This is a genomic window from Vibrio sp. A1-1, from assembly GCF_021728175.1.
GTDB classification, from domain to species: domain Bacteria; phylum Pseudomonadota; class Gammaproteobacteria; order Enterobacterales; family Vibrionaceae; genus Vibrio; species Vibrio diabolicus.
In genome coordinates this window covers 365,330-392,158 of record NZ_JAKKCL010000001.1, presented here as the reverse complement: position 1 = coordinate 392,158, position 26,829 = coordinate 365,330, and the positions used below count along the sequence as shown (strand labels likewise).

20 protein-coding genes are annotated in these 26,829 nt (G+C 45.7%); 15 read left to right on the top strand and 5 right to left on the bottom strand.

Annotated features, from left to right (window positions below):
- Positions 1-296 precede the first annotated feature (296 nt).
- A complete protein-coding gene (gene fadI / locus L3V30_RS01815) occupies positions 297-1,604 on the top strand; it encodes an acetyl-CoA C-acyltransferase FadI (RefSeq protein WP_237308188.1) in 1,308 nt (435 codons plus the stop codon).
- The gene (fadJ, locus tag L3V30_RS01810) at positions 1,604-3,715 is read left to right on the top strand and encodes a fatty acid oxidation complex subunit alpha FadJ (protein WP_005394283.1); all 2,112 of its coding nucleotides are present in this window, start codon (positions 1,604-1,606) and stop codon (positions 3,713-3,715) included. The genes fadI and fadJ overlap by 1 nt, the downstream gene beginning before the upstream one ends.
- Before the next feature lie 62 nt (positions 3,716-3,777).
- Here the strand turns inward: fadJ and L3V30_RS01805 are convergent, their stop codons facing one another.
- A complete protein-coding gene (locus tag L3V30_RS01805; protein WP_005397900.1) occupies positions 3,778-4,032 on the bottom strand; it encodes a hypothetical protein in 255 nt (84 codons plus the stop codon).
- A gap of 168 nt (positions 4,033-4,200) precedes the next feature.
- Positions 4,201-6,978: an insulinase family protein gene (locus L3V30_RS01800; RefSeq protein ID WP_237308187.1), complete on the bottom strand. Its 2,778-nt coding sequence runs from the start codon at positions 6,976-6,978 to the stop codon at positions 4,201-4,203.
- Positions 6,979-7,353: 375 nt separating this feature from the next.
- Between L3V30_RS01800 and sixA the strand changes: the two genes are divergently transcribed.
- On the top strand, positions 7,354-7,818 hold the full coding sequence (gene sixA / locus L3V30_RS01795; protein ID WP_005397904.1) for a phosphohistidine phosphatase SixA: 465 nt from the start codon (positions 7,354-7,356) through the stop codon (positions 7,816-7,818).
- Positions 7,819-7,915: 97 nt separating this feature from the next.
- On the opposite strand, the gene smrB is transcribed toward sixA, so the two are convergent.
- Entirely contained in the window at positions 7,916-8,446 is a 531-nt protein-coding gene (gene smrB / locus L3V30_RS01790; RefSeq protein WP_012841540.1) for an endonuclease SmrB, read from the bottom strand.
- A 63-nt stretch (positions 8,447-8,509) separates the two neighbouring features.
- Here smrB and prmB point away from each other — a divergent pair, with 63 nt between their 5' ends.
- Together prmB and aroC are read left to right on the top strand one after the other, a co-directional pair.
- Positions 8,510-9,442, top strand: coding sequence for a 50S ribosomal protein L3 N(5)-glutamine methyltransferase (gene prmB / locus L3V30_RS01785; RefSeq protein ID WP_005397909.1), 933 nt, complete (start codon positions 8,510-8,512; stop codon positions 9,440-9,442).
- Positions 9,443-9,621: 179 nt separating this feature from the next.
- Positions 9,622-10,707 (top strand): chorismate synthase, encoded by a 1,086-nt coding sequence (gene aroC, locus L3V30_RS01780; RefSeq protein WP_005397911.1) that lies wholly within the window; start codon positions 9,622-9,624, stop codon positions 10,705-10,707.
- A gap of 86 nt (positions 10,708-10,793) precedes the next feature.
- On the opposite strand, the gene L3V30_RS01775 is transcribed toward aroC, so the two are convergent.
- The gene (locus L3V30_RS01775) at positions 10,794-11,417 is read right to left on the bottom strand and encodes a trimeric intracellular cation channel family protein (protein ID WP_074191661.1); all 624 of its coding nucleotides are present in this window, start codon (positions 11,415-11,417) and stop codon (positions 10,794-10,796) included.
- A 333-nt stretch (positions 11,418-11,750) separates the two neighbouring features.
- Here L3V30_RS01775 and L3V30_RS01770 point away from each other — a divergent pair, with 333 nt between their 5' ends.
- The 3 genes from L3V30_RS01770 to L3V30_RS01760 all read left to right on the top strand — a co-directional run bounded on the left by L3V30_RS01770 (position 11,751) and on the right by L3V30_RS01760 (position 13,240).
- A complete protein-coding gene (locus L3V30_RS01770) occupies positions 11,751-12,281 on the top strand; it encodes an elongation factor P hydroxylase (RefSeq protein WP_237308185.1) in 531 nt (176 codons plus the stop codon).
- A gap of 25 nt (positions 12,282-12,306) precedes the next feature.
- A complete protein-coding gene (locus L3V30_RS01765) occupies positions 12,307-12,570 on the top strand; it encodes a YfcL family protein (protein ID WP_005397926.1) in 264 nt (87 codons plus the stop codon).
- 145 nt (positions 12,571-12,715) lie between these two features.
- Positions 12,716-13,240: an NADPH-dependent FMN reductase gene (locus L3V30_RS01760; protein WP_053808780.1), complete on the top strand. Its 525-nt coding sequence runs from the start codon at positions 12,716-12,718 to the stop codon at positions 13,238-13,240.
- Between the two features lie 76 nt (positions 13,241-13,316).
- Here the strand turns inward: L3V30_RS01760 and mnmC are convergent, their stop codons facing one another.
- The gene (gene mnmC / locus L3V30_RS01755) at positions 13,317-15,335 is read right to left on the bottom strand and encodes a bifunctional tRNA (5-methylaminomethyl-2-thiouridine)(34)-methyltransferase MnmD/FAD-dependent 5-carboxymethylaminomethyl-2-thiouridine(34) oxidoreductase MnmC (RefSeq protein WP_237308183.1); all 2,019 of its coding nucleotides are present in this window, start codon (positions 15,333-15,335) and stop codon (positions 13,317-13,319) included.
- Positions 15,336-15,463: 128 nt separating this feature from the next.
- Between mnmC and fabB the strand changes: the two genes are divergently transcribed.
- The 7 genes from fabB (at position 15,464) to folC (ending at position 26,816) form a co-directional block, all read left to right on the top strand.
- The gene (gene fabB / locus L3V30_RS01750; RefSeq protein ID WP_006741726.1) at positions 15,464-16,675 is read left to right on the top strand and encodes a beta-ketoacyl-ACP synthase I; all 1,212 of its coding nucleotides are present in this window, start codon (positions 15,464-15,466) and stop codon (positions 16,673-16,675) included.
- Positions 16,676-17,016: 341 nt separating this feature from the next.
- Positions 17,017-18,150: a 4-phosphoerythronate dehydrogenase gene (locus tag L3V30_RS01745; protein ID WP_237308182.1), complete on the top strand. Its 1,134-nt coding sequence runs from the start codon at positions 17,017-17,019 to the stop codon at positions 18,148-18,150.
- Positions 18,147-19,160: an aspartate-semialdehyde dehydrogenase gene (locus L3V30_RS01740; protein ID WP_006741728.1), complete on the top strand. Its 1,014-nt coding sequence runs from the start codon at positions 18,147-18,149 to the stop codon at positions 19,158-19,160. Before L3V30_RS01745 ends, L3V30_RS01740 begins: the two co-directional genes overlap by 4 nt.
- 198 nt (positions 19,161-19,358) lie before the next feature.
- Positions 19,359-23,450 carry a FimV/HubP family polar landmark protein gene (locus tag L3V30_RS01735; protein WP_237308180.1) on the top strand — a complete coding sequence of 1,364 codons (4,092 nt, stop codon included), beginning with the start codon at positions 19,359-19,361 and terminating at the stop codon, positions 23,448-23,450.
- 138 nt (positions 23,451-23,588) lie between these two features.
- Entirely contained in the window at positions 23,589-24,383 is a 795-nt protein-coding gene (gene truA / locus L3V30_RS01730; protein ID WP_047010110.1) for a tRNA pseudouridine(38-40) synthase TruA, read from the top strand.
- A 197-nt stretch (positions 24,384-24,580) separates the two neighbouring features.
- The gene (gene accD, locus L3V30_RS01725; RefSeq protein WP_005397203.1) at positions 24,581-25,507 is read left to right on the top strand and encodes an acetyl-CoA carboxylase, carboxyltransferase subunit beta; all 927 of its coding nucleotides are present in this window, start codon (positions 24,581-24,583) and stop codon (positions 25,505-25,507) included.
- A 46-nt stretch (positions 25,508-25,553) separates the two neighbouring features.
- A complete protein-coding gene (folC, locus tag L3V30_RS01720; protein ID WP_237308178.1) occupies positions 25,554-26,816 on the top strand; it encodes a bifunctional tetrahydrofolate synthase/dihydrofolate synthase in 1,263 nt (420 codons plus the stop codon).
- Positions 26,817-26,829 lie beyond the last annotated feature (13 nt).

The window sequence follows — 26,829 nt, the reverse complement described above, 5'->3', positions numbered from 1 at the left end:
GGCTGACTTTACTTTCTCCTAATCAGGAAACTGATTAATTTTCAATTGGCGTAAGTTAATTGTTTTATAGATATTCCGACCACACAGTTATGTGTGGTTTTTTTTGCTTCGATTTTACCTTCCATATACCTCTTACCGTTTTAACTCTCTATAGTTAATCATTATTAATCGCATAAGAATCAAAGAAGTAGAGTAATTGATCTACTTGCTTCACGTTTATTTAAACGCACGTTTGATAAATTTAACAAATTCATTACAATGCATCAGGTCAGACCTCTTGTATTTAAGGAGAAACAATGGGCAAGCAGGAAGTAAAAACACGCAATGGTGAGCGTGTCGCTATTGTCGCGGGGCTTCGAACTCCCTTTGCTCGTCAAAGCACGGAATTTAGCCAAGTGCCAGCGGTCGATTTAGGGAAAATGGTAGTAAGCGAAATGCTTGCTCGAACAGATATTGATCCGAAGTTAATCGAACAAGTGGTATTTGGACAAGTAGTACAAATGCCTGAAGCGCCAAACATCGCACGAGAAATTGTGTTAGGCACCGGTATGAACATCCATACTGATGCTTACAGTGTGACTCGTGCGTGTGCAACGAGTTTTCAAGCGGCGGTCAATGTCGCAGAAAGCATCATGGCGGGAACCATCGATATCGGTATTGCTGGTGGTGCAGACTCTTCTTCCGTCCTGCCTATTGGCGTATCTAAGAAACTGGCCGCTAATCTGCTTGCTCTAAGTAAGACAAAAACAATGGGTCAGAAGCTTAGCATCCTCAAAAACTTGAGCTTTAAAGACCTTATGCCAGTGCCTCCTGCAGTAGCCGAGTACTCGACGGGCTTGTCGATGGGACAAACTGCGGAGCAAATGGCAAAGACGCATGGTATTTCTCGTGCAGAGCAGGATGCGCTAGCACATCGCTCTCATACGCTGGCTTCCCAAGCTTGGAAAGAAGGTAAGATCCAAGGTGAAGTGATGACGGCTTTTCCCGAACCATACAAAAAATGGATTTCGGAAGACAACAATGTCCGTCACGACTCAACCGTAGAAGGGTACGCGAAACTTCGACCTGCCTTTGATCGCCAGTATGGCAGTGTTACGGCAGCTAACAGTACGCCACTGACTGATGGTGGTGCGGCAGTGATGTTGATGCGCGAAGGTAAAGCGAAAGAGCTTGGCATGGAGATTCTTGGCTACATACGTGGCTACGCATTTTCAGCGATCGGTGTGGAAAAGGACATGCTGATGGGACCGACTTATGCCACAGCGAAAGTGCTAGAAAATACAGGCTTGGAATTGTCTGATCTGACGTTGATCGACATGCACGAAGCGTTTGCTGCGCAAGCATTGGCGAATGTGAAGATGTTTGCTTCAGATAAGTTTGCTCAAGAAAATCTAGGTCGTTCGAAAGCGATCGGTGAAATTGACATGGATAAGTTCAACGTGCTTGGCGGATCAATTGCTTATGGTCACCCATTTGCTGCGACTGGTGCACGTATGATGACGCAAACCCTACGAGATCTAAAACGCCGTGGCGGTGGTATTGCATTGAATACCGCATGTGCTGCTGGTGGTCTTGGTGCGGCAATGATTCTGGAGGTTGAGTAATGAGCGAGCAAAAAGCATTTAGTCTAAAGGTTGATGAGCAAAATATTGCTTGGTTAGCGATTGATGTTCCTAATGAAAAAATGAATACGCTGCAGGCGGCTTTTGCTGATGAAATGAAAGAAATCTTTGCTCAGCTAAAAGACGCCAGTGGCATCAAAGGGATGATCATTCATTCCCTAAAACCGGACAACTTCGTCGCGGGGGCCGATGTTCGCATGCTAGAAGCGTGCACGACCGCAAGTGAAGCAGAAGCATTAGCGAGGCAAGGTCAAGAGCTATTCCAGCAGCTATCGGACTTACCATATCCTGTGGTTGCCGCTATTCACGGTCCATGTTTAGGCGGTGGCTTAGAGCTTGCTCTTGCATGTGATTATCGTGTTTGTACGGATTCAGATAAAACGCGTTTAGGCCTACCAGAAGTACAGCTTGGATTGCTGCCAGGTTCTGGCGGTACGCAGCGTTTGCCGCGTTTGATTGGCCTGTTACCGTCACTGGACTTGATCTTAACGGGTAAACAGCTTCGCGCAAAGAAAGCTAAAAAGCTGGGTGTGGTTGACGCCTGTGTCCCAGACACCATTTTGCTCGACGTAGCTAAACAGTTTATCGACAAAGGTAAAAACAAGGGTACGAAAAAGCTATCGACGAAAGAAAAAGTGATGTCGGGTAGCGGGTTAGGGCGCAAGTTTGTGTTTGAACAGGCAGCGAAGAAAACCAATCAGAAAACTCGTGGTAACTATCCAGCAACGGTCGCGATTTTAGACGTTATTCAGCATGGTTTAGAGAAAGGTTTCGCCCAAGGACAAGAGCTTGAAGCGAAACGCTTCGGTGAGCTTGTGATGAGCTCAGAGTCAAAAGCGCTTCGTTCTATCTTCTTTGCGACAACGGAAATGAAGAAAGAAAATGGTACGGATGCGAAACCCGCGCCAGTTCATAAAGTTGGCGTGCTTGGCGGTGGCTTGATGGGCGCAGGAATCAGCCATGTGTCTGTTGCAAAAGCGAAGGTGCCTGTCCGCATCAAAGACGTCAGCAACGATGGCGTTCTAAACGCACTCAACTATAACTACAAGTTATTCGAGAAACAGCGTAAACGTCGCATTCTATCAAAAGCCGATCTGCAAGCGAAAATGTTGCAACTGTCTGGCGGTGTCGACTTTACCAGCTTTAATCATATTGATGTCGTAATTGAAGCCGTTTTTGAAGACTTAGATCTTAAACAAAAAATGGTGGCGGATATTGAAGCGAATGCCAAGCCGGAAACCATCTTTGCGACTAATACTTCTTCGTTACCAATCCACAAAATTGCAGAAAAAGCGGAGCGTCCAGAAAACGTAGTGGGTTTGCATTACTTCAGCCCGGTAGAAAAAATGCCGTTGGTGGAAGTGATTCCGCATGAAACGACATCAGATGAAACCATTTCAACAGTCGTTGCACTTGCTAAAAAGCAAGGTAAAACCCCGATCGTAGTGAAAGACAAAGCAGGCTTTTACGTGAACCGCATTCTTGCGCCATACATGAACGAAGCGGCGCATATTCTGCTGGCTAACGAACCTATCGAAAAGATTGATACGGCGTTGCTTGACTTTGGTTTCCCTGTCGGCCCGATTACCTTACTGGATGAAGTCGGTGTCGACATTGGCGCGAAGATCATGCCGATTCTGGTCAACGAGTTAGGTGAGCGATTCAAAGGCCCGGACGTGTTCGATATCTTATTGAATGACGGTCGCAAAGGACGTAAGAGCGGGAAAGGTTTCTACACTTACAAAGGTAAGAAGAAAGAAGTCGATAAATCTATCTACAAGCTGCTTAAGCTCGATCCTGAATCTAAGCTGAGCGATAACGATATTGCGTTGCGCTGTGTACTACCAATGCTGAATGAAGCGGTACGTTGTTTGGATGACGGCATCATTCGCTCGCCACGTGATGGTGATATTGGTGCAATATTTGGCATTGGTTTCCCTCCATTCTTGGGCGGTCCATTCCGTTATATGGATCAGTTTGGCATTAAAGAACTGGTTGAGAAAATGAATGAGTTTGCATCGAAGTATGGCGATCGTTACGCACCGTGTGATGGTTTGCTTACTCGAGCTGGAGAAGGAACCACATTCTATTAAACGTTGCTTCGGTAAAGAAAAAGGCTTGCCAGTGGCAAGCCTTTTTCATAAATAAGAAATAGTTACTTCTTCTTGTCTTTCTTATCTTTATTGTGGCCTTTACCTGGGTTGTCGTCCCCGTGAACGCTGCTGTTGCCTTTGTTGTCTTTATCTTTCCACTGTTTTGAAGAGCAATCATCTGATTTGATAGAAACATTGTCTCCGCTTAGGCGGACACAGTCGTTACTTAGCTCAAAGCCATCACCTTTCACCGAGATTTCAGCGTGTGCAGATGCCAGTGGCAGTAAAATAGCCGCAAGTAGTAGTGCTTTTTTCATGATTACCTCATTAATTTATTTTTAGTGTGGTAATTAGAGCATAAGCCGCAATGGCGTAATTTCAATTTTCTGCCAATTATGGTGTCGATTCTATTTATGAGACCCACAACCTCATTGGTTTGTAGGTATATACTTACTAATCGATAATTTTATTACTGCGCAATTAGATCATCCTAAGCCGCAATCTTTTGGCCTAAGTTGGAACTCTTCAATCGATCCAATTTCTTGCCCTAAGTGGATGCGCGGAGCGTCCGAATGCGATTGCCCTTGAGAGTGCATGACCAATCGGTTTGCCGTGCGAGGTTTCAACTCATTAACGACAAAGCGAATCATGTCTGCTCGGGTCAATTTCTTCAGTTCAGAAAGTACCTTGTCACGTTGGTTAAACTCGGTGTCTTTGTTTCCTATTGCAACCCAAAGACGCTGAGCTCGACCTCGCAGTGTGGTGTCCGGCGTCGCTATTTGATTCCACAAGCCGCGCTTACTGCTATGCCACTGGTAATCGTTCAGTTCTAACAGCACCATATAAAAGGCATTTAAGAACTCATCGATTGAGGTAACCAGCTCGGCAGGTGCTGCATTGGGTGACTGCACATAAAGCACAATACCCGGATGACGATTAAGTGGCATATTGCCAGTGCCCACCATGTAACCTAATTGCTGTTTTGTGCGGATCTCGTGGAAAAATGTTGCCGACATGAGATGGTTCGCCAATGAGTATAGAGCAATGCTACGAGGCTCAATATCCTCACACTGGTGGTAAATAACGACCGCCGAATCTTGCTGGTTACAATGTACTTCACGTTGAAAACTGCCGTTTTTTCCCAGCATGATGAGTGGGCGGAGCGCCTCTTCATAACGCTGCTCTTTTACTCTTAGGGCATCCTTTAAGGTCGTCGCCATGTCATGCGCTTGTTGACGCTGCCAATCTCCGTAAACAAACATTTCAACGTGCAGCTCTGCAAGAATTGATTCTACGAATACCGAGAGTTCATCGACTTCGATTTCTTCTAGCGCTTCGACTAAGGTTGCGAAAGGCGGGTTATTGGGTTGAAGTAGCCCTGTAAGTGCGTTAAACAGCTGCGAAATAGGACGATCTTGTGAAGCATTTCTCCAGTTACGTAACAGTTGCTGCTTGATGGTTTCAAAGCGTGCAGGGCTGAAATCTCGAGAAGCAAAACGGTGCAGGATCATTTCCAACAATTGAGGCAGTTTTTGGCTGAACCCTGAGAGGGTTAAGGTAACCCCGCCTTGGTGAGCATACATGTTGTAACCCATCCCTGCGATTTCCGCTTGATAGGTTTCTTTTGCTAGCGAATCGAGGAACATCTCGACACATAGGCGCGTTTTGACAATGTTCTTCGGTGATGCAACAGCATGAGAGCTGTCGATAGCGACATATACAACACCTTTTGGCACGCGAAATTCATCATCTTGTAAATGCCAAAGTCGGAAGCCTTCGAGATCTTCAATTAACTCTGGTAGTGAACCACCATTTTCGAACGGCATGGGATCGAGATCGTAGCAAATATAAGGGTTCTTTTCTGGTAAGACAAACTGCCAGCTTGGATCGATTTGTTGATAGAAGCGGCGTTGCTCGTCACTAAAAGGCATGACGGAATACGGAGTAAAGTACCATTCGGCAGTACGATTGTACTCCAGTCCTTTTGCAATCAGGGTTACGCGGACATTATCGATGGTTAAGTATTGCAGCAACGAACGCTGCAGTTGTTCATCATAGCCCGCCATTTTGTAGTCGCCATAAATGGTATCGTCTGGCTGATAATGTTGCATATTGATAACAAGATGGCTAACCAAATCCATTGGTCGAGATGGTTCCTGGAAACGAAACGCCGACTCAAGCACCGCTTGTTTTTCGAGATAGCGCCATTCATCTAGCCCGTCTTGTTTGATCATCGAGAGGTATTGAAAAACCGCTTGGATGATGTTGTCAACGTGGTTGAGACCCAGCGGGGTGAGTGTGCAGCTAACCGTAAAGTCTCGATAGTTGCTACCACTAGCGCCGCCTCCTGCAGAAAGTGAAGTAATCCAGCCTTCATTTTTTAGCTGGAGCATTAAGCTGCCTTCGCCTTCATAGCCGAGTAAATGCGCGAAGTAAGAAAGTGGTTTAACGCCGTAGTGCTTATCCATTCCCGGCATTGGGAAGGTGAGAATGAGTTTTCGAAATTCTTTGATTGGTTCAACTTGAACTAAAATCCCGGTACTTTCTTTGGTGCTAATGGGGACATCAATCGATTTTCCACGAAGGTGGTGATTTGGGATATTGGCAAACATGGCTTCTACCCACGCTTGCTGATCATCGAGCGACTGCGGCCCAAAGAGCGTCAACGTCATGAGATCGGCAGAGTATTGAGAGTGGTGAAACTCGACAATTTCGTCGCGGATGGATTTACCCTCTCGGTCACCTAATGTATCTAGGTTGCCGACTGAGAACTTAGAGAAAGGGTGATCTGGATTGATGACTTCTTTGTTGACTTGATACAGGCGGCGAGAATCGTCATTAAGTTTGAGTTTGTATTCGGAGTCGACAGCCTGGCGTTCTTTGTCTAAAGCTTCTTCGTTAAACAATGGTGCGGTAAAGAATTGGCTAAATCGATCTAAGGCATTTTCAAAGGCATTCGGAGTAACATCAAAAAAGAAACAAGTGTGCTCAGTACCCGTCCAAGCGTTATTTGTTCCTCCATGCTGGCTAATATAACTTTGAAACTCTCCCACTTTAGGGTATTTTTCCGTACCCAAAAAAAGCATATGTTCTAAATAGTGTGCTAGACCTTGGCGATCGTTTGGGTCGTCGAAGTGTCCAACGTTCACTGCTAGAGCAGCTGCTGACTGTTGAGCTGTCTCGGAATGAATCAGCAGTACACGCAGATCATTGCTCAAGGTAATGTAGCGGTATTGATTTGAATCGTTAGGACTTAGATGCACGATGCGTCTCCAGATTTCGCATTACAGTAATTATGAACCCCTAGCTAGGGGGCGCAAAGTTTGCGTTTCGACAAATACTGCTTGCCGTATTTTTGTTATTCGTAGACTTCTGCACAGGCCCATCGCGTTTGCGTATGGGGAAGAACTGTTTGAATGAATGCCCTGAACTCATAGCACAGTTAAATACTGTGATGAACTGAGTACATTCTTTTTAATAGATTGTTAAGAAAGTCGCTATCTTTAGCAAGCGAATTGGTATAATGAACAGATAATTATATCAGTATTTTTGTTTCGTCATTATTAAAGTTAGCCCCGTCTATCTAATAAAGATAGCAGTCAACCTTTTGGTAGCGTTAGCTATCCCTAGGAAATAACATGAAAATATTCATCATGCGTCACGGCGAAGCCGAGCATTTTGCAGATTCAGACGCAGCACGACAATTGACCCCAAGAGGCAGAGTCGAATCAGAAGCGGTTGCGAGAGCCTGTAAAGAACAAGGTTTTGCGCAATTCGATAAAGTGTTGGTGAGTCCGTACATTAGAGCTCAACAAACTTGGCAAGAGATCAGCGAGTATTTTGCTGCAAAAAGCATCGAAACTTGTGAAGATATTACACCTTACGGCCAATCTGAGCATGTATTTGATTTTGCAAGTGCATTGATTGAAGTGGAAAAACTAGACTCGCTTCTGCTTGTCTCTCACTTGCCTTTGGTTGGTTATCTCACTTCAGAGTTTGTAAAAGACATGGCACCACCGATGTTTCCTACATCAGGTCTAGTGTGTATTGAATACGATCTACAAACGCAAAACGGTGAAGTGCTGTGGCATATTACGCCATAAGCGTCGAAACCAAATAAGCATTTAAACATTAGATATAGAATGAAGAAAGGCAGGAAATTTCCTGCCTTTTTGTTTAATTGCTTCTACAGTGAGCTAGTTACTTTTCTGGAATCGAGAGCAAAACTAACAACGCACCATCACCGCCGAATTCTAGTGGCGCTTGGTGGAAAGCCATTACGTCTGGGTGTTGTGCTAACCAAAGTGGCGCTTTCTGTTTCAGGATGTGTTTACCAATGCCATGTTGCACACACGCACAGTGAATCTCGTTTTTGACGCAGTAGGCGATCATCGCACCAAGTTCGCGCTTAGCTTCTTGTTGTGTCATGCCGTGCATATCGAGGAATACGTCCGGTACATACACGCCGCGACGTAGACGTTTAACTTCATAAGTGGAGACGTCGTCACGTGCATAACGAGTTGGGCCTTCTTCATTTAAGAGAGGGACAAACTCGTCGGAGAAGTAAAACTCAGAATCACTCGCTTCCCGGTTGGAGCGCTTGATTTCTTTTTGCTTAGTATTTTTTTTTGGTTGCTGGATTATGGTATCCTGTCGCAACTTTTTTACGCCCTGTACTGCTTCCTGAAACAAGGCGAAATCGTCATCGTGTTCGGTGTCTTTTTTGCTCATTAGGTAAACAATTTCATTAATAAACTTTTATTGGCAGTATTGTAGCGCTTTTCGGAGGCAATTTTGGATAAGATTTTTGTAGAAGAAGCGGTATCGGAGCTGCATACCCTTCAAGATATGATTCGTTGGACGGTAAGCCGCTTTAACGCAGCGAACCTGTTTTACGGTCATGGTACTGATAATGCGTGGGATGAAGCGGTTCAGCTTATCCTGCCAACCTTATACTTGCCGATTGATGTGCCTCCGCACGTATTAAACTCTCGCCTAACGACCAGCGAGCGTCTGCGTATTGTTGAGCGTGTAGTAAAACGTATCAATGAACGTACACCAACTGCATACCTTACCAACAAAGCTTGGTTCTGCGGTCTTGAATTCTTCGTTGATGAGCGCGTACTTGTGCCACGTTCTCCAATCGGTGAGTTGATTCAAGCAGAATTCCAACCTTGGTTGGTGGAAGAGCCTGCGCGCATCATGGACCTATGCACAGGCAGCGGCTGTATCGCAATTGCATGTGCTCACGCGTTCCCTGAAGCTGAAGTGGATGCGATTGATATCTCAACGGACGCACTACAAGTCGCGGAGCAAAACGTACAAGATCACGGCATGGAGCAGCAAGTATTCCCAATTCGCTCTGACTTGTTCCGCGACCTACCAAAAGAGAAGTACAACCTGATCGTGTCTAACCCACCATATGTGGATGAAGAAGACATGAACAGCCTGCCAGACGAGTTCACACACGAACCAGAGCTTGGTTTAGCAGCCGGTACGGATGGCCTAAAACTTGTGCGTCGTATTCTTGCAAATGCACCAGACTACCTAACAGATAACGGCATTCTTATCTGTGAAGTTGGCAACTCAATGATTCATATGATGGAACAGTACCCACAGATTCCGTTCACTTGGATTGAGTTTGAGAACGGTGGTCACGGCGTATTCATGCTAACGCGTGACCAGCTGGTTGAGTGTGCCGAAGAGTTCAAACTGTACAAAGACTAATAGGGTCTTGCACTAAACGTCAAAACACCGAGCTTTATGCTCGGTGTTTTTTTATGCATAACTCGCCGATATTAACTCTTTACATCAAAACGTAATAAAGCCACTATGAATCCACGAAGAATTGGAAAGCAGTTGCGCTCTGGTTTGAGAGGGCGTAGCGATAAAAACTTGAGGAAGTAATGGCAGGAAACAGTATCGGACAACATTTCCGAGTGACGACATTCGGGGAAAGTCACGGTATCGCACTGGGATGTATCGTAGACGGATGTCCTCCGGGGTTAGAAATTACAGAAGCAGATCTGCAAATCGATCTCGACCGCCGTCGTCCAGGCACATCACGTTACACCACACAACGTCGTGAACCGGATGAAGTTAAAATTCTTTCTGGTGTTTTTGAAGGCAAAACCACAGGCACATCGATCGGTTTGCTAATTGAAAACACCGATCAGCGCTCAAAAGATTACTCGGACATCAAAGATAAATTCCGTCCGGGTCATGCTGATTATACTTACCACCAAAAGTATGGCATCCGTGACTATCGAGGTGGCGGCCGTTCGTCTGCTCGTGAAACCGCAATGCGTGTGGCGGCGGGTGCAATCGCGAAGAAATACTTGAAAGATGAGTTTGGTGTTGAGATTCGCGCGTACTTGTCACAAATGGGTGATGTCTCTATCGACAAGGTAGATTGGAACGAAATCGAAAACAACGCGTTCTTTTGCCCAGATGTGGACAAGGTAGAAGCGTTTGACCAACTTATCCGTGACCTGAAAAAAGAAGGCGACTCAATTGGCGCGAAAATTCAGGTTGTGGCAACTAACGTGCCTGTTGGTCTTGGTGAACCTGTATTTGACCGTCTGGATGCCGACATTGCGCACGCGCTAATGAGCATTAATGCGGTGAAAGGCGTGGAAATCGGTGATGGCTTTGATGTGGTAAACCAAAAAGGCAGTCAACACCGTGATACGCTTGCTCCTGAAGGTTTTGGCAGTAATCACGCGGGCGGTATTCTTGGCGGTATCTCAACTGGTCAAGACATTGTGGCTAACATTGCGCTTAAGCCAACATCAAGCATCACAGTTCCGGGTGAGACCATCACAAAAGAAGGTGAGCCAACTCAGTTGATCACCAAAGGCCGTCATGATCCTTGTGTGGGTATTCGTGCCGTACCAATAGCTGAAGCGATGCTAGCGATTGTGGTAATGGATCATTTGTTGCGTCATCGTGGTCAAAACCATGGCGTAACAACTGAAACACCGAAGATTTAAGCTTAAAAATAAGCTTGATAGAGAGACAAAAGGCTGCTCAATGAGCAGCCTTTTTAATGTGTTTTCATTACGCGTTTAGATTTAAATTAATGGAGTGAGCCTTCCGTTTCCAAATTGAAAGAAGGGAGACGCCACTTAAAACGTACCGCGGCCATACGCAGCATATAACCGGTGATCAGTGTAATGATAGTGGCTGTTACATCGGGAACATTAAATTCTAATAGCGCTAAGTACATTCCTGATGCGATAAGAGCGACAGAAGCGTAAAGTTCTTCATGCAGCACCAACGGTGTTTGGCGACAGATTAAGTCGCGGAGTAGCCCACCGAATACACCCGTTACTAGCGCTGAAACCATACAGATCCCAGGGTGTAAGCCCATGCCCATCGCAATCTTAGTTCCGATGATGCTGAACACGATTAGACCTAATGCATCAAGGCGGATGAATAGACCTTTTAGCTTAATCACCCATTTCGCTAAGCCTGTGGTAAGTACACCCGCAACACACGTGATTGCTAGGAACTCTGGGTTTTTTACCCAACCAAGAGGGTAGTGTCCCAGTAAAATGTCACGTACGGTGCCACCACCAATGGCCGTTGCACTGGCCACCAACATAACACCAAACCAGTCCATTTTTCTTCTACCAGCACTCAACGCACCTGTCATGGCTTCAGCCGTGATACCAATGATATACAACACACTTAGCAACATAGGGAGACACTCAACGTAAAAAGTCACTACGTTCTACGTGAATCATCGTAGGCGCAGCAACAACACTTACAAAAGGTTTTATCATTCTTAAAAAGTGATTAAAACCAGCAACATGCCTGTAATCAAACCGCTTAAAAAACAGCAGTTTGAGCAGCATCAAAATAAGGCGAGAGTGTAGTAGCAAATGAGTACGCTGACGAATGAGAAATTATATGGAGAAAGCGATGTTCAGATAAATTCAACTAATAACCAAAACTGTGGGAGCATCTTTACCTTATAGATAAAAACAGCGACAATACTCAGCGCATGTCAAACTGAAGTACAAACTCGACGATGACCCACAAATACCAAGACCTTATCACTATTTTTAATGACACCTTTTTAGACCAATTTAATACGAAATTGGAGTTAGGTGGTGATGAGCCTATTTATCTTCCTGCTGATGATGAACATCCTCATCATCGGATTATTTTTGCTCGGGGTTTTTATGCCTCCGCATTACACGAAATCTCGCATTGGTGTGTGGCAGGGCCAGAGCGTCGTTTGCTGGAAGATTTTGGCTATTGGTATGAACCCGATGGGCGCACGGCAGAAGTTCAAGCGGAGTTTGAGAAAGTTGAAGTGCGTCCGCAAGCTTATGAATGGATTCTGGCACAAAGTGCTGGCTTCCCTTTTACGGTGAGTTGTGACAATCTACACGGCGATTTTGAACCAGATAGGCTCGGCTTTATGCAGAAAGTGCATAAAGAAGTGTTGGGTATTTTGGAAGCTGGCTTGCCTTTGCGAGTGAGAATGCTTTCGGATGCTCTGCGTGCGTTTTACCAAACCAAGCCGCTGGAAGCGTCAGACTTTTGCGTTAAATAACCTCAAATAACCTCAGAGATACACCATGATTATTGAATTTGAAGAAAAACTACTGGAACTGATTGATGCTCGAATTGAAACAGCATCTGACGATGAATTGTTTGCTGGTGGTTATCTACGTGGTCACATCTCTTTGTCTGCGGCATCTTGTGAAGAAGAAGGCATTAGCGATATTACTGAACTGAAGTCACGCATTGAGAGCAGTTTGGAAGACGCTCGTACCGAATTAAGCCCAGCTGATCGCGCGATCGTCAGTGACTTGTGGCAAGAACTGCAGGCTCAGGCTTAATCTCCGAACGTCGTTCTCCGTTTATTAGTCCAAGTCATTTACTACTTCGAAAAATTCGAACCTCTCCATAAAATTTTTGTGGTTGTAGCGAAACTGTTCAACTTTTATTCTGGTTAGCATAAAACGTGAACAAAGGATTACAACCATGAAAATTGTCGCATTTGGTGCTTCTACCAGCTCTACCTCAATCAATAAACTACTTGCTACTTACGCAGCAAACCAAGTCGAAGACGCTCAAGTGAACGTTTTAGACTTAAACAATTATCAAGTACCGATGTTTAGCGAAGACAAAGAGAAAGAAATTGGTCAAGCTGAAGGTGCTGTCGCATTTTTACGTGATTTGGCTGAGGCTGACGCTATTGTTGTTTCCTTCGCAGAGCATAACGGCTCATACCCAGCAGCGTATAAAAACCTGTTTGATTGGGCGACGCGCATTGAGCGCAACGTATTTCAAAACAAGCCGGTCGTTTACTTAGCAACTTCTCCTGGCCCGGGTGGCGCACAGAGCGTTCTTGCGGCGGCAACAGGTTCCGCGCAATTTTTCGGAGCAGATGTGAAAGCATCGCTATCTGTGCCGAGCTTCTACGAGAACTTTGATGTGGAGTCTGGTGAGGCGGTAAATCCGGAAGTAGCAGAGCAAGTGAAACAGGCAATTGCACAGCTGAAGTAATTTCAACACGAGTGACTTAATGAGTTAGCGATTCCCGACACATACCTGCGTCGGGAATGTAAACGAGAGAATACTCTTACAGCTCAGTAATGGCTTTGCCTTTTCTTAGTTTACGAACCCACATCCGACTTGGATGAAGTTCGGTCAATACATCAACAGGTAATGGCAGCGGGTCTCCACAGATTTGCGAGGCCAACACTTCAGCTAACAATGGTGCAGAGCTCAGCCCACGAGATCCTAAACCTAAGAAGCAGAATAAGTTAGTGAACTGATGAACGGTTTCTACCTCTTCTGCTTTTTGATTTTGTAAGTTGGCGTATTGCGTTTTTATCGTCTCAAAGTCACCCACATTTCCGACAAATGGTAAGTGATCTCGGCTCACGCAGCGAATACCTTGGCGAGATCGATTGCCCCTGATATCTACCTCTTTTGGCCATTCTTGGTTCGGTACGCACTTAACTAACTTTTCTGCGTTATCCTTCTGAGCGTTTTCATCAAATTCGTAGTCTAGGTGACTGCGATCGTAGCTAGCGCCTATGCACAGGTGCTGATTGTTTGGGTTAACAGGCGTCATGTAGCCGTCGTAACACAATACCGTTTTCAATTGACTCAGCGTTTCGGTTGCCGGAGCATGACTGACTTGCCCTTTCACCTGTCCCATCGGCAGGGAAGCGGTTTGGCTCAATGTCTGGAACTCATGGCCATTCGCAATCACAACGGTTGAGTGCTCAAATGTTTGACCATTGACCGTTAGTGTCCAAAGCTGATGCTCTTCATCCCAATTTAATGCTTCAACGTGATGTTCAAACTTCGTTGAGAGTAACGATGTCTGTTCTAACTGTTTGATTAACCCACGAGTTAGCTCGGCAGGGCACAACCACCCTCCCATTGGGTAGTGCACAGACGACATATCGATAGGTAATCCGATAGTATTCGCAGTTTCCTCGGCGGACAGTTTTTGAATCAATTCAGAAGGAAAATTACCCGCAAGCGTCTTTTCCAGCTTATCAGCAGATTTTTCATCCCACATTAGCTGAGTTACACCACACCAATCGTGATCGAATGTAACCGACTCCGCAGCTTGTTCAATAAATTGTCTTGCAAACAAAAATGCAGGCGCAAACACACGCGACACACCAGTATGAGGACCGTTCAACAATGGATACACGGCCCCTTGACGATTACCCGACGCTCCTTCGGCTGGTTGAGTGTCTTTACAGTAAAGCGTGACGTTTTGGCCACGACGAACCAACGTTTTCGCTAACGCCGCGCTGGCAATACCGCCTCCGATTATGGCAATCGAATCAAGATTGCTGGACGCCGTGCGATTGAACCACGGAAGATAGTTCGACTGTTTTTCGCGTTGTTCCATCGAACCTGCGATCATTTCACGCTTGGTGCCAAAGCCTTTGACTTTTTTCATTGCAAAGCCTGCTTCGTTCAATCCTCGACGCACAAAGCCCGCTGCGGTAAAAGTGGCAACTGTACAGTCTTGCTTGGCTAACTTAGCCATGTTGTTGAACAGATTTTGGTTCCACATCTCTGGGTTTTTGCTTGGCGCGAATCCATCTAAGAACCAAGCGTCAATCAGTCCTTGTTCGCCATAAGGCACTTGCGGCATGCAGTCTTTGATGTCACCAAACCAAAGGTCGAGTGTGATTGCGCCGTCTTCTAAAATAATGCGATGACATTCCGGCACGGCGGTAGGGTAGTGCTTTTGTAACTTTTCCGCGTACTCAGCTAACTCAGGCCAAGCTTCATGCGCCTTCTTTAAATCCGCTTGGCTTAGCGGGTATTTTTCAAAGCTAATAAAATGCAGCTCTTTCAATGCTGCGTCTGGATGCTGACGACGAAACTCACTAAACCACTGGCATACTGCTAAGAAGTTTAATCCCGTGCCAAATCCTGTTTCACCAATGACAAAACGTCTTTGGTCAAATTCCTGCCATCTTTCTGGGAGATGATTTTGTTTTAAGAAAACGTAGCGTGTCTCTTCAAGACCGTTTACGTTAGAGAAGTAAACATCATCAAATTGGTCTGAAACCGGAGTACCAGCTTCGTTCCAACCAAGTTCTGCGTTTTTTATTGAAGTCATAATGGTGCAAATTTGTGATTTGGCGCGGTAAGAATGGGGCGATTGTACGAATTTATGGGAAAGCTGACCACTTTTGTTGACTATCTTAGTTATCATCTAGCGGATTTTTGAATTATAGGAATGTCATAATGAAACGAGTCGTAATCACCGGTATGGGTATTGTTTCAAGTATCGGTAACAACGTCGAAGAAGTTCTAGCGTCTCTTAAAGCGGGCAAATCTGGCATCACTGCATCTGAGCAGTTCAAAGAACACGGTCTTCGTTCGCAAGTATGGGGTGACCTAAAAATCAACCCGGCGGAACACATCGACCGTAAGCAGATGCGCTTTATGGGTGATGCGGCTGCTTATGCATACCTATCAATGGAGCAGGCAATCGCAGACGCTGGTCTTACAGAGGATCAGGTTTCAAACGATCGTACCGGTATCGTTGCGGGTTCTGGCGGTGCTTCTGCATATAACCAAACGGTAGCGACAGACACGATGCGCGCAAAAGGCGTAAAACGAGTTGGCCCTTACATGGTTCCTCGTACTATGTCTTCTACGGTTTCCGCTTGTCTTGCTACGCCATTTAAGATTCGTGGTGTGAACTACTCAATGAGCTCTGCATGTGCTACTTCTGCACACTGTATCGGTCACGCGATGGAGCTTATTCAACTTGGTAAACAAGACATTGTTTTTGCTGGTGGCGGTGAAGAGCTTGATTGGTCTCAAACCATGATGTTTGACGCTATGGGTGCGCTGTCAACGAAATACAACGACACTCCAGACAAAGCATCTCGTACGTATGATGCGGACCGTGATGGTTTCGTTATCTCTGGCGGTGGCGGCATGCTGGTTATCGAAGAGCTTGAGCACGCTCTAGCACGTGGCGCGAAAATCTACGGTGAGATCGTAGGTTACGGTGCGACTTCAGATGGCTACGACATGGTAGCACCATCAGGTGAAGGCGCGATCCGTTGTATGAAGATGGCGATGCAAGACGTTGACGGTGTGGATTACATCAACACGCACGGCACGTCGACACCAGTTGGTGACGTGAAAGAGCTTGGTGCGATCCAACAATTGTTTGGTGAGAACAGCCCAGCAATCTCTGCAACAAAAGCAATGACTGGTCACGCACTAGGCGCCGCTGGTGTGCACGAAGCGATTTACTCAACACTTATGCTAGACAAAAACTTCATTGCTCCAAGCATCAATATTGAAAACTTGGACGAAGCAGCTCAAGGTCTAGACATCGTGACAGAAGCACGTGATGCAGAGTTAACAACCGTAATGTCAAACAGCTTTGGCTTTGGCGGCACAAACGCAACTTTGGTTATTAAAAAGTACCAAGGTTAACTGAATTTGTTGGCGCGCCACGTGAGTGAGAACAGCGTCAACAATCCAGTTTCCAGAGCTTGATCAGTCACACTGATCGAACAGACGCAGACTCTATCCCATGGAGAGCGGGATAGGATCCTTTTGTTCTGGAACTTTGCCCGGCTATTTAGCCGGGCTTTTTCTTTTCTCAATTTCTGCTTTTTACGTTGCTTCCCGTTAAACGATTTCTTTGGAGCCAATCTCCTTGAGGTTTATTAGGGTTATTTCTTGAGATTTTTCGGGAAAAGGGCACAATCGTTTTAGTTTCGCATCTTGCGAATAAACGAACTCATACAAATGGATGTTAAAACGCTGGCGCTATGAAAATTATTGTTGATGAAAATATGCCGTACGCTGAAGAGCTATTCAGCCAACTCGGTGAAGTGACTCTAAAACCAGGTCGTACACTGACGGCTGATGATTTAGTGGATGTTGATGCCCTAATGATTCGCTCGGTAACCAAAGTGAATGCCGATCTAATCAGCAAAGCAAACAAGCTAAAGTTTGTTGGTACCGCAACAGCAGGTATGGATCATGTCGACCAAGCGCTTTTAAAAGAGAAAGGTATATTCTTCACCGCTGCGCCGGGTTGTAACAAAGTGGGTGTGGCGGAGTATGCGTTCAGCGTAATGATGGTGCTCGCTCAGCAACAAGGCTTCTCGGTATTTGACAAGACGGTAGGTATTATTGGTGCAGGCCAAGTAGGTAGCTACCTAGAGAAATGTTTGAAAGGCATGGGGATTAAAGTTCTCATCAATGACCCATTCAAACAAGAGGCTGGTGATCCTCGTAGCTTTACTCCGTTGACAGAACTGATTGAAAGCTCAGACATCATTACACTACATACGCCAATCACCAAAGATGGCCCATATCCAACTCATCATTTAATTGATGAAACGGTTTTAAACTCGCTTCGTAGTGATCAGATTTTGATTAACGCCGCGCGAGGTCCAATCGTTGATAACGAGGCATTGAAGCAACGTCTTTTGAAAAACGACGGTTTTACCGCAGCGCTTGACGTATTTGAATTTGAACCAGAGGTTGATATGGAGCTTCTGCCTCTGCTAGCATTCGCAACCCCTCACGTTGCAGGCTATGGCTTGGAAGGGAAAGCTCGCGGTACGACGATGATTTTCAACAGCTACTGTGAGTTCTTAAATAACGAATTACGTGCGCATGCCAGCGATTTACTGCCAACCGCGCCTGTTCCTACTATGGTATTAGACAGAGCTTGGGATGAAGCAACACTGCATAACATCACGCAGTTAATCTATGATGTGCGTAGAGATGACGCTCTTTTCCGTCGTGAGATCAGTAAGCCAGGTGCTTTTGACCTGATGCGTAAAAACTACTGGGATCGCCGTGAATACAGCGCTGTCAGGCTAGTGGGTAACAAAACATGTAACCTTGCTCCATTAGCAGAACTAGGTTTTCAGATTGAGGTAAGTCAATGAGCCAGCAATATAATGTTGCCATTTTAGGTGCGACCGGTGCGGTCGGTGAAACAATTTTAGAAGTGCTTCAAGAACGTAAATTCCCAGTGGGTGACATTCACTTATTGGCAAGTGAGCGTAGCGAAGGCAAGACTTATCGCTTTAATGGCAAAACGGTTCGTGTACAGAACGTTGAAGAGTTTGATTGGTCTCAAGCTCATATTGCGTTGTTCTCTGCTGGTGGTGAGCTATCTGAAAAATGGGCGCCAATCGCGGCAGATGAAGGTGTTATCGTTATCGACAACACTTCACACTTCCGTTACGAGTACGACATTCCTCTCGTTGTGCCAGAAGTAAACCCAGAAGCGATTGCAGAGTTTCGTAACCGTAACATTATTGCGAACCCAAACTGTTCGACCATTCAAATGCTGGTGGCACTAAAACCAATTCACGATGCAGTGGGTATTGAGCGTATTAACGTATCTACATACCAATCCGTATCTGGTGCGGGTAAAGCGGGCATTGACGAACTAGCAGGTCAAACGGCTAAGCTTCTAAACGGTCTGCCAGCGGATAAGAAGCAATTCTCTCAACAGATTGCGTTTAACTGTATTCCGCAAATCGATCAGATGATGGAAAATGGCTACACCAAAGAAGAAATGAAAATGGTGTGGGAAACACAGAAGATCTTTAACGATCCATCAATCACAGTAAACCCAACGTGTGTGCGTGTGCCGGTATTCTATGGTCATGCTGAAGCGCTTCACATTGAGACTCGCTCTCCAATCGATGCACAAGAAGTTGTTAACTTGCTTGAGCAAACAGAAGGCATTGAAGTCTTCCACGGTGATGACTTCCCGACACAAGTGCGTGATGCGGGCGGTAAAGATCATGTTATGGTTGGTCGAATCCGCAACGATATCAGCCACCACAGTGGTGTAAACTTGTGGGTTGTGGCGGATAACGTGCGTAAAGGCGCAGCAACTAACGCGGTACAAATCGCTGAAGTTCTGATCCGCGATTACTACTAAGTCACTTACCAGTTCATTTCAAAGCCTCGCACTGTGCGAGGCTTTTTTGTACGAACGGAACAAAATAGTGTGAGATTAGTACGAATATGGCGAGAGCCACACATTTTTTATTCTCAACGCTATAGTTTTGCATGTGATATCCGATATATTTAACCGATCACCATTTCAAATTGTATTTAGCACAAAACTGAGCCTTCTATGCGTCAAAATTATAAGCGTTTGTTAGCAGCCCTTGTGTTGATGAGCGCGACTCAGACATCATCAGTGGTTCAAGCCGAAGGAATTCGTCTTGTTGGACCGTCTGGTGAAGTGCAATCATCTCCGAGCTATGCTGAAGATATTGAGCGAGCATTACCTGCTCCTCCTGCAAATACTCAGCCGTCACGTTTCTTTGGTCCGACTGGTGAAAATCAAACACTATGGTCGATCGCTTCAGAATTAAGACCTTCACGCGGTGTTACCGTTCAACAAACGCTTCTTGCCATTTATCGAATTAACCCTCAAGCGTTTGAGAACCAAAACATTCATGAGTTGATCCCAGGGAGTCGACTACGAGTACCGTCTCTAGAGCAAGTGCAAAGCGCGACTACAGAACAAGCTGTTGCGATCATGAAGGCGCACGAGGCTAAGTTAAAACAGCCGAAGCCGACAAATAGAGCCACGCCAGCGCAACGCGTCGCCGAGCAACCAAAGCCACAAATAAAAGTAGAACCCAAGCCTGTTGCTCCTAAACCAGAAACCACTGTAGCTGCGGAACCAAAACCGGTTCAAAAAACAATACCAGTTATTCCTGCGCCACCTGTGAACACCTCTCCGCAGGGTGAAAAGCAGGTCAGTGCGTTAAAAGACAAACTTCAAGGCTCACAAAGTGAATTAGAGTCATTGGAAGAGAAGAACCATCGTCTTCGCTTAATGTTGTCAGAAGTGCAAAGCGAAGTTGAAACCTTGAAAAATGAGCTGAATGACGAAGAACGCATTCGCTCGGAAGTCGAGAAACTGCTTGCTGAAGAGCGCCAGCGCCTTGCTGAGCAACAACGCATGCAGCCAAGTACGATTGACAAGATTTTGTCTAATGGTTGGCTTGTCGGCTTAGCGGCGCTTATTCCAGGTGCATTGCTGGCACTGTTGGTTGTGATGTTGCTTGGTCGCCGTTCTAAAAACAAAGAGGAAGAGCCTGCTGAGCAATCGCCGCAGGAAACCGATCCATTAGCTGCGCCAATTGGTTTAGCGGCGACGGACGAGCTGGATGAAGAACTCACACTTGATGATGAGTTGTTCGCAGATGAAGATATTAATACTCAGGCTACACAAGAAGAGAAGCCAGATTTAGAAGAAGACGTCTTTGCCAACCTTGACGATGAAGAACTGGATTTCAACCTAGAAGGGGACGATGACCCATTTGCGGGTATCGGTGATGACGGCGACCTAGATGTTGGTCTGGATGAGTTTGAGTCATCGAACAATGGTATCCAAGTTAACGGCGAAGAAAAAGCGCTTGGTTTAGAAGAGATGGAGCGAGCCTTAGATGAGGTTGCTCCAGAACTAGAAGTGCTCGATGACGATGAGGCTGGCTTCGATCTTTCAGATGATACGAACGAGAAAGCAGACTCGCTTTCAGACGACGCATTTGCGGAACTACTTGCAGCAGATGAGCCGTCAGAAGAGTTACCAAGTGACACTGTCGATCAGGATATGCTTGATGACTTGTTTGCGGAACTTGGCAATGACGACTTCGACCTAGATACCGATGAACCTGAACTAAAACAGCCCGTATCGGATGATGATTTCAGCGCAGGAGAGGCATCTGATGACGATATCGATAAGCTATTAGCTCAATACGAGCAGCCTGTTACTGAGTCGACAGAAGTTGAAGGTGACGTCAGCGAAGACGCCGTTCTAGATGAAAACAGTACGGACTTACTCGATGAACTGATCGATTTTGACGAAGATGAAACAGACGACGAGTTTGACCCACTGAATGAGCTAGAAGCACTCTCTGGTTTTGAAGGTGATGACTCGATTGAAGAGTTAGATGCAGATAGCACAGATTTACTGGATGAACTCATTGATGACGTCACATCCGAACTGGATGAAGAGACAGGAACTGAGACAGAGTTAGACCCGTTTGATGATCTGATTCGAGAGGACGAAAGCCCTGCACAGAATAAATCGGAAGAGGAAGAGTTACTCGCTTCACTTGGTTTTGGCGAACCAGACGGCGAAGAAAAGCCATCTTCAATAGCTGAGTCAGAGCCAACCCATGAAGAGCCGGAAATTGAGTCTGGTTTGGACATCGATGCTTTATTAAGTGACAGTCAACCAGACCCGCAACAAACAGCGCCAGAGCAACCATTAACCGAGCCAAAAACTGCTTCAGAGCCATTTAGCAGCGATGAGTTTCTGGGTGATTTAGAGGACCTCTCACCAGAGAACGATCCTTTAATGAGCGAGCTAGACGACTTGTTTGAGTCAGACAGTGAAGAGCTTCAGCCTACAGAGCAAGAAAAAGCGGACTTTTCTGCTGAACTGGATGCGCTATTTGATACTGAAGATGATTTAGCGCAACAACAAGTTGAAGAGCCGCAAGCTGAGATAGAGGAATCTTCGCCACAACAAGAAGAGGATGCCAATTCTAAGTCAACGCAAGATGCATCAGTAGAGCCTGATGCTAAAGTGCCGCCTCAAGTTGAGACAGAAGAAGACGCTCCGGCGTTCACTCCGACACCAAATACAGTAGAAAATGAATTTGGTGTTCCACAAGAAGAGGATTGGCTACTGGATGAGCCTGAACTAGAAAGTGAAACTCAACCAGAACAAGAACAAAACTCGGGTAACAAAAGTGAGCCAGAAAGTTCAGAACTAGCATCAGAAACTGGGTCGGCAACCAATGCAGAAGAAGAGTTCGATTTTGATGAACTCGATCTACCAGAGTTTAGCGAAGAGGACGCATTGGCGTCTATGGCGGGCGAACCTGCGTTTGATGACCCAGAGTCTATCGAGCCTGAGCGCTCTGAAGCTGAGTCGGCTACTGAAGCAGAAGAAGAGTTCGATTTCGATGAACTCGAACTGCCAGAGTTCAGTGAAGAAGACGCACTGGCGTCCATGGCGGACGAACCTGCGTTAGATGAATCAGAGTCTATCGAGCCTGAGCGCTCTGAAGCTGATTCGGCCACTGAAGCAGAAGATGAATTTAATTTTGATGAACTCGATCTGCCAGAGTTTAGTGAAGAGGATGCATTGGCGTCCATGGCAGGCGAACCTACGTTAGATGAACCAGAATCTATCGAGCCTGAGCGCTCTGAAGCTGAGTCGGCGACTGAAGCAGAAGAAGAGTTCGATTTTGATGAACTCGAACTGCCAGAATTCAGTGAAGAAGACGCATTGGCGTCTATGGAAGAAGAGCCAGAATTACCGAGTTCTGAAACCGCAGATATAGAACCAATCTCCGGTGAGGATGAAGAGCTAAGTTTTGACGACCAAGATCTTCCTGAGTTCAATGAGGAAGATGTTCTCGCATCAATGAACGAGGGTGCGCCAGAGAGCCCTAACGTTGAAGCAGAGACATCGAGACCAGCTATTCAAGCCGATAACGATCATGATGCTTTGTTTGAAGTCTTTGCGCAGCAAAACGGTTTTGATACTGAACCAGAAGTGCAGCCAACGGCGACAGAGGGTGAGCCGCTAAGTGACTTAGATGATGAATCTTCAATGGCTAACCTTCTTGCTGAAGACGCAAGTTCAGAGGTATTTGAAGGTCAGTTAGACAGTGACACCATCGCAAGCGCAGGTATGGATTTTGAAACCATGCTTGATGTTGGAGATGATTGGGATGGCTTTAAACCAGCTGCCGATAGCGTAAGTTCTGCGGAAGATGTGCCTGAAGACCAGCGTGATGTTTGGAATTCGAGTGACGCACTAAGTCAGCCAGAGATCGCGCAAGAAAACTGGGCAGAGCAAAGCGACTTGGATGACTTCGACCCAAAGAAAAATCAATTTATGACGATTGATGAATTGATGGCTCAGGTCGATAAAGAAGGTGGTGAGTTCGAAGAGGAAGATCTGAAGCTTGATGTCGGATTGAACGAGTTTCCAGATGTTATCGGTGAGATCGGCGATGTTGACGTAGATAGCAACGCTGAAGCTGCTGGAAAACTGGACCTTGCTAAAATCTATCTCGAGATGAACGATTCTCAAGGGGCGATAAAACTACTAGAAGAGGCGATTGTTTACGGTGAAGATGATATTCGCCGCGAAGCAAAGAGCCTGATTGATGCCATTAATGGCCGATAAATTGAAAAGGGTAGCGTTAGCTACCCTTTTTGTGTCCCGCTAGTATGATGCTACCTTTACGTCATCCTTGTTGAAACTGGCAACTTGAGGTGACTTGAGTATATACTTCCCGCCCCATTTTAGAGTTCGAAGGTTAAGATGAGAATCGCATTAGGTATCGAGTACAACGGTACAAACTACTTTGGTTGGCAGCGTCAAAGAGAAGTGAAAAGTGTCCAAGAAGAGCTAGAGAAAGCATTGTCCGTTGTTGCTAATCACCCAGTTGAAGTGCAGTGTGCTGGTCGGACAGACGCTGGCGTGCATGGCACAGGACAAGTTGTGCACTTTGATACCAACGTTACTCGAAAAATGGTAGCTTGGACTATGGGCGCAAACGCGAACATGCCGAGTGATATAGCGGTTCGTTGGGCTAAGGAAGTCCCAGATGATTTCCATGCACGATTCTCAGCGACAGCGCGCCGTTATCGTTACATTATTTTCAATCATGCTTTACGACCTGGCATCTTAAACTCTGGTGTGAGCCACTATCATGGTGAGCTCGACGAGAAAAAAATGCATGAGGCAGGGCAGTATCTGCTTGGTGAAAATGATTTTACGTCGTTTCGTGCGGCGCATTGTCAGTCTCGTAGCCCATTTCGAAACTTGATGCATCTGAACGTTACGCGCCATGGGAACTATGTGGTTATTGATATTAAAGCCAATGCGTTCGTGCATCATATGGTTCGTAACATCACGGGTAGCTTGATAAAGGTTGGACGTGGTGAAGAGAGTCCTGAATGGATCAAATGGTTGCTAGAGGCTAAAGATCGCAAACTAGCGGGTGCGACAGCGAAAGCGGAAGGTCTGTACCTGGTAGATGTAGACTATCCAGAAGAATTTGGGTTACCTGAAGTGCCGATCGGTCCACTGTTTTTGCCAGATAATTTGAACTAATTTTACAAACTTATTTCAAAATATCGGTAGTGTTTACATTGAATGTGAGCGGAAAACATACGCTATTTATGATATCAAAAATAGGTACAACCAGTTTTTTATCTACAGTAGCTGCAAGATATGGTTTAATCCGTCGGTATTATGTCGAATTTATATCTTTCGCAATGAAGCGGAAGAGTTGAGAGAAAAGGTCTTCCATGAGTTGGCTTGAAAAGATTTTAGAGAAAAGCAACCTAGTAAGTTCACGCAAAGCTTCTATCCCAGAAGGTGTGTGGACTAAATGTACCTCTTGTGAACAGGTTTTATACCATGCTGAACTAGAGCGTAACCTAGAAGTTTGTCCAAAGTGTAACCATCACATGCGCATGAAAGCGCGTCGTCGTTTGGAAACGTTTTTAGATGAAGGCAATCGAGTTGAATTAGGTACCGAACTTGAGCCACAGGATAAACTGAAATTTAAAGATTCTAAGCGATACAAAGAGCGTATCTCTGCAGCACAAAAAAATAGCGGAGAGAAAGATGCGCTAGTTGTGATGCAAGGTGAACTGCTTGGTCTACCCCTTGTGGCGTGTGCGTTTGAATTCTCCTTTATGGGCGGTTCAATGGGTTCAGTTGTTGGTGCTCGCTTCGTAAAAGCGGTGGATGCAGCAATTGAAAACAATTGCGCACTTGTTTGTTTCTCAGCAAGTGGTGGCGCTCGTATGCAAGAGGCATTGATGTCTCTTATGCAAATGGCAAAAACCAGTGCTGCGCTTGAGCGTCTATCAGAAAAAGGTCTGCCGTTTATTTCGGTTCTAACTGACCCTACAATGGGTGGTGTATCAGCAAGTTTGGCTATGTTGGGTGATATCAACATCGGTGAACCTAAGGCGCTGATTGGCTTTGCTGGTCGTCGTGTTATCGAGCAAACAGTACGTGAAGATCTTCCTGAAGGTTTCCAGCGTAGTGAGTTCCTGCTTGATCACGGTGCGATTGATATGATCGTTGACCGTCGTGAAATGCGTCAGCGTGTGGGTGGTCTAATCGCTAAGATGACTAACCACAAGTCTCCTTTGGTGGTTTCGGTTAACGAATCTCCAAATGAAGAGCCATATTCTGTACCAGAAGCGGACGAAAAAGGGTAAAGTATCAACTAACATAAAAACCAAAGAATTTAATGGTTAAAGTTAGATGACCCAAAACCCAATTCCTCAAGCCACATCTTCATTAGAGATGTGGCTTGATTATTTAGCAAATATTCATTCCTCAGCAATTGATCTAGGCTTAGACCGTGTCCAAGCGGTAGCAAACAAAGCCAATCTTACCAAACCAGCTCCAACCGTAATCACCGTTGCCGGCACCAATGGCAAAGGTTCAACGTGTGCGTTAATGGAAGCTATTTTACTCGATGCTGGCTATTCAGTCGGTGTTTACAGCTCTCCGCACCTGATTCGTTACAACGAGCGTGTACGCATTAATGGCGTCGACGTTGTAGATGCAAAGCACTGTGAAGCATTCGACTATGTAGAAAAGCAGCGTGGTGATATCAGCCTTAGCCTCTTTGAATTCGGTACGCTTGCTGCGCTACGTATTTTCCAAGTAGAGAAAGTTGACGTTGTCTTACTTGAAGTAGGACTTGGCGGCCGTCTAGATGCCACCAACGTTGTTGACCATGATGTTTCTGTTATTACGAGCTTAGCTATCGATCATGTGGATTGGCTTGGTGATGACATCAATGTCATTGGCTTTGAAAAGGCAGGCATTTATCGTCCAGGGAAGCCAGCAATTTGTGGTCAACCAACGCCACCGGCGACCGTGGCGGCTCATGCTGACGATATTGGCTCTGAGTTCTTCCAAGTTGGTATTCAGTATGATTACCAACTAACTAATAATGGTTGGAAGTGGAGCAGTGGTGCATTTGCGTTAGAGGATTTACCTGTCCCATCGTTACCGCTACAAAATGCGGCAACAGCATTGATGGCGTTAGGAGCATCGGAATTGCAAATCACTGACATAAACATTGTTAATGGCTTGAATAATGCTCGCCTGGCAGGGCGTATGCAGGTACTGCATCACGAACCTGAAATAGTCCTTGATGTCGCTCATAACCCGCACTCTGCTGAGTATTTGGTAGAGAGAGTGAAGCACCAATATTTGGGTAAGAATATCCATATTGTGGTCGCGATGCTGCATGACAAAGACATTAAAGCAACCATTGAAGCGCTAACTCCAATTGCAACACAATGGTATCCAGCGTCGCTAACCGGACCGAGAGCGGCGACTGCTGGAGAGTTGTGCCAATACTTACCTGATGGGCAAGTTCATTTTGAAAACCCTGTTGACGCCTTTGAGAATGCAAGAAGCCACGCAAAGCAAGAAGACGTCATTCTGGTGGTTGGTTCATTCCATACTGTCGGAGAGGTATTGGAACATTGGCAATCAAAGAATAAATAAGCAAAGGTATTTT

Excerpts from the sequence above, each read along its gene's own strand:
- mnmC (WP_237308183.1), bottom strand. The coding sequence starts at position 15,335 with ATGACTTCAATAAAAAACGCAGAACTTGGTTGGAACGAAGCTGGTACT.
- fadI (WP_237308188.1), top strand. The coding sequence starts at position 297 with ATGGGCAAGCAGGAAGTAAAAACACGCAATGGTGAGCGTGTCGCTATT.
- L3V30_RS01775 (WP_074191661.1), bottom strand. The coding sequence starts at position 11,417 with ATGTTGCTAAGTGTGTTGTATATCATTGGTATCACGGCTGAAGCCATG.
- L3V30_RS01745 (WP_237308182.1), top strand. The coding sequence starts at position 17,017 with ATGAAAATTATTGTTGATGAAAATATGCCGTACGCTGAAGAGCTATTC.
- L3V30_RS01770 (WP_237308185.1), top strand. The coding sequence starts at position 11,751 with ATGACCCACAAATACCAAGACCTTATCACTATTTTTAATGACACCTTT.
- fadJ (WP_005394283.1), top strand. The coding sequence starts at position 1,604 with ATGAGCGAGCAAAAAGCATTTAGTCTAAAGGTTGATGAGCAAAATATT.
- L3V30_RS01805 (WP_005397900.1), bottom strand. The coding sequence starts at position 4,032 with ATGAAAAAAGCACTACTACTTGCGGCTATTTTACTGCCACTGGCATCT.
- L3V30_RS01765 (WP_005397926.1), top strand. The coding sequence starts at position 12,307 with ATGATTATTGAATTTGAAGAAAAACTACTGGAACTGATTGATGCTCGA.
- accD (WP_005397203.1), top strand. The coding sequence starts at position 24,581 with ATGAGTTGGCTTGAAAAGATTTTAGAGAAAAGCAACCTAGTAAGTTCA.
- L3V30_RS01760 (WP_053808780.1), top strand. The coding sequence starts at position 12,716 with ATGAAAATTGTCGCATTTGGTGCTTCTACCAGCTCTACCTCAATCAAT.
- fabB (WP_006741726.1), top strand. The coding sequence starts at position 15,464 with ATGAAACGAGTCGTAATCACCGGTATGGGTATTGTTTCAAGTATCGGT.
- L3V30_RS01735 (WP_237308180.1), top strand. The coding sequence starts at position 19,359 with ATGCGTCAAAATTATAAGCGTTTGTTAGCAGCCCTTGTGTTGATGAGC.
- truA (WP_047010110.1), top strand. The coding sequence starts at position 23,589 with ATGAGAATCGCATTAGGTATCGAGTACAACGGTACAAACTACTTTGGT.
- sixA (WP_005397904.1), top strand. The coding sequence starts at position 7,354 with ATGAAAATATTCATCATGCGTCACGGCGAAGCCGAGCATTTTGCAGAT.
- folC (WP_237308178.1), top strand. The coding sequence starts at position 25,554 with ATGACCCAAAACCCAATTCCTCAAGCCACATCTTCATTAGAGATGTGG.
- aroC (WP_005397911.1), top strand. The coding sequence starts at position 9,622 with ATGGCAGGAAACAGTATCGGACAACATTTCCGAGTGACGACATTCGGG.
- L3V30_RS01740 (WP_006741728.1), top strand. The coding sequence starts at position 18,147 with ATGAGCCAGCAATATAATGTTGCCATTTTAGGTGCGACCGGTGCGGTC.
- smrB (WP_012841540.1), bottom strand. The coding sequence starts at position 8,446 with ATGAGCAAAAAAGACACCGAACACGATGACGATTTCGCCTTGTTTCAG.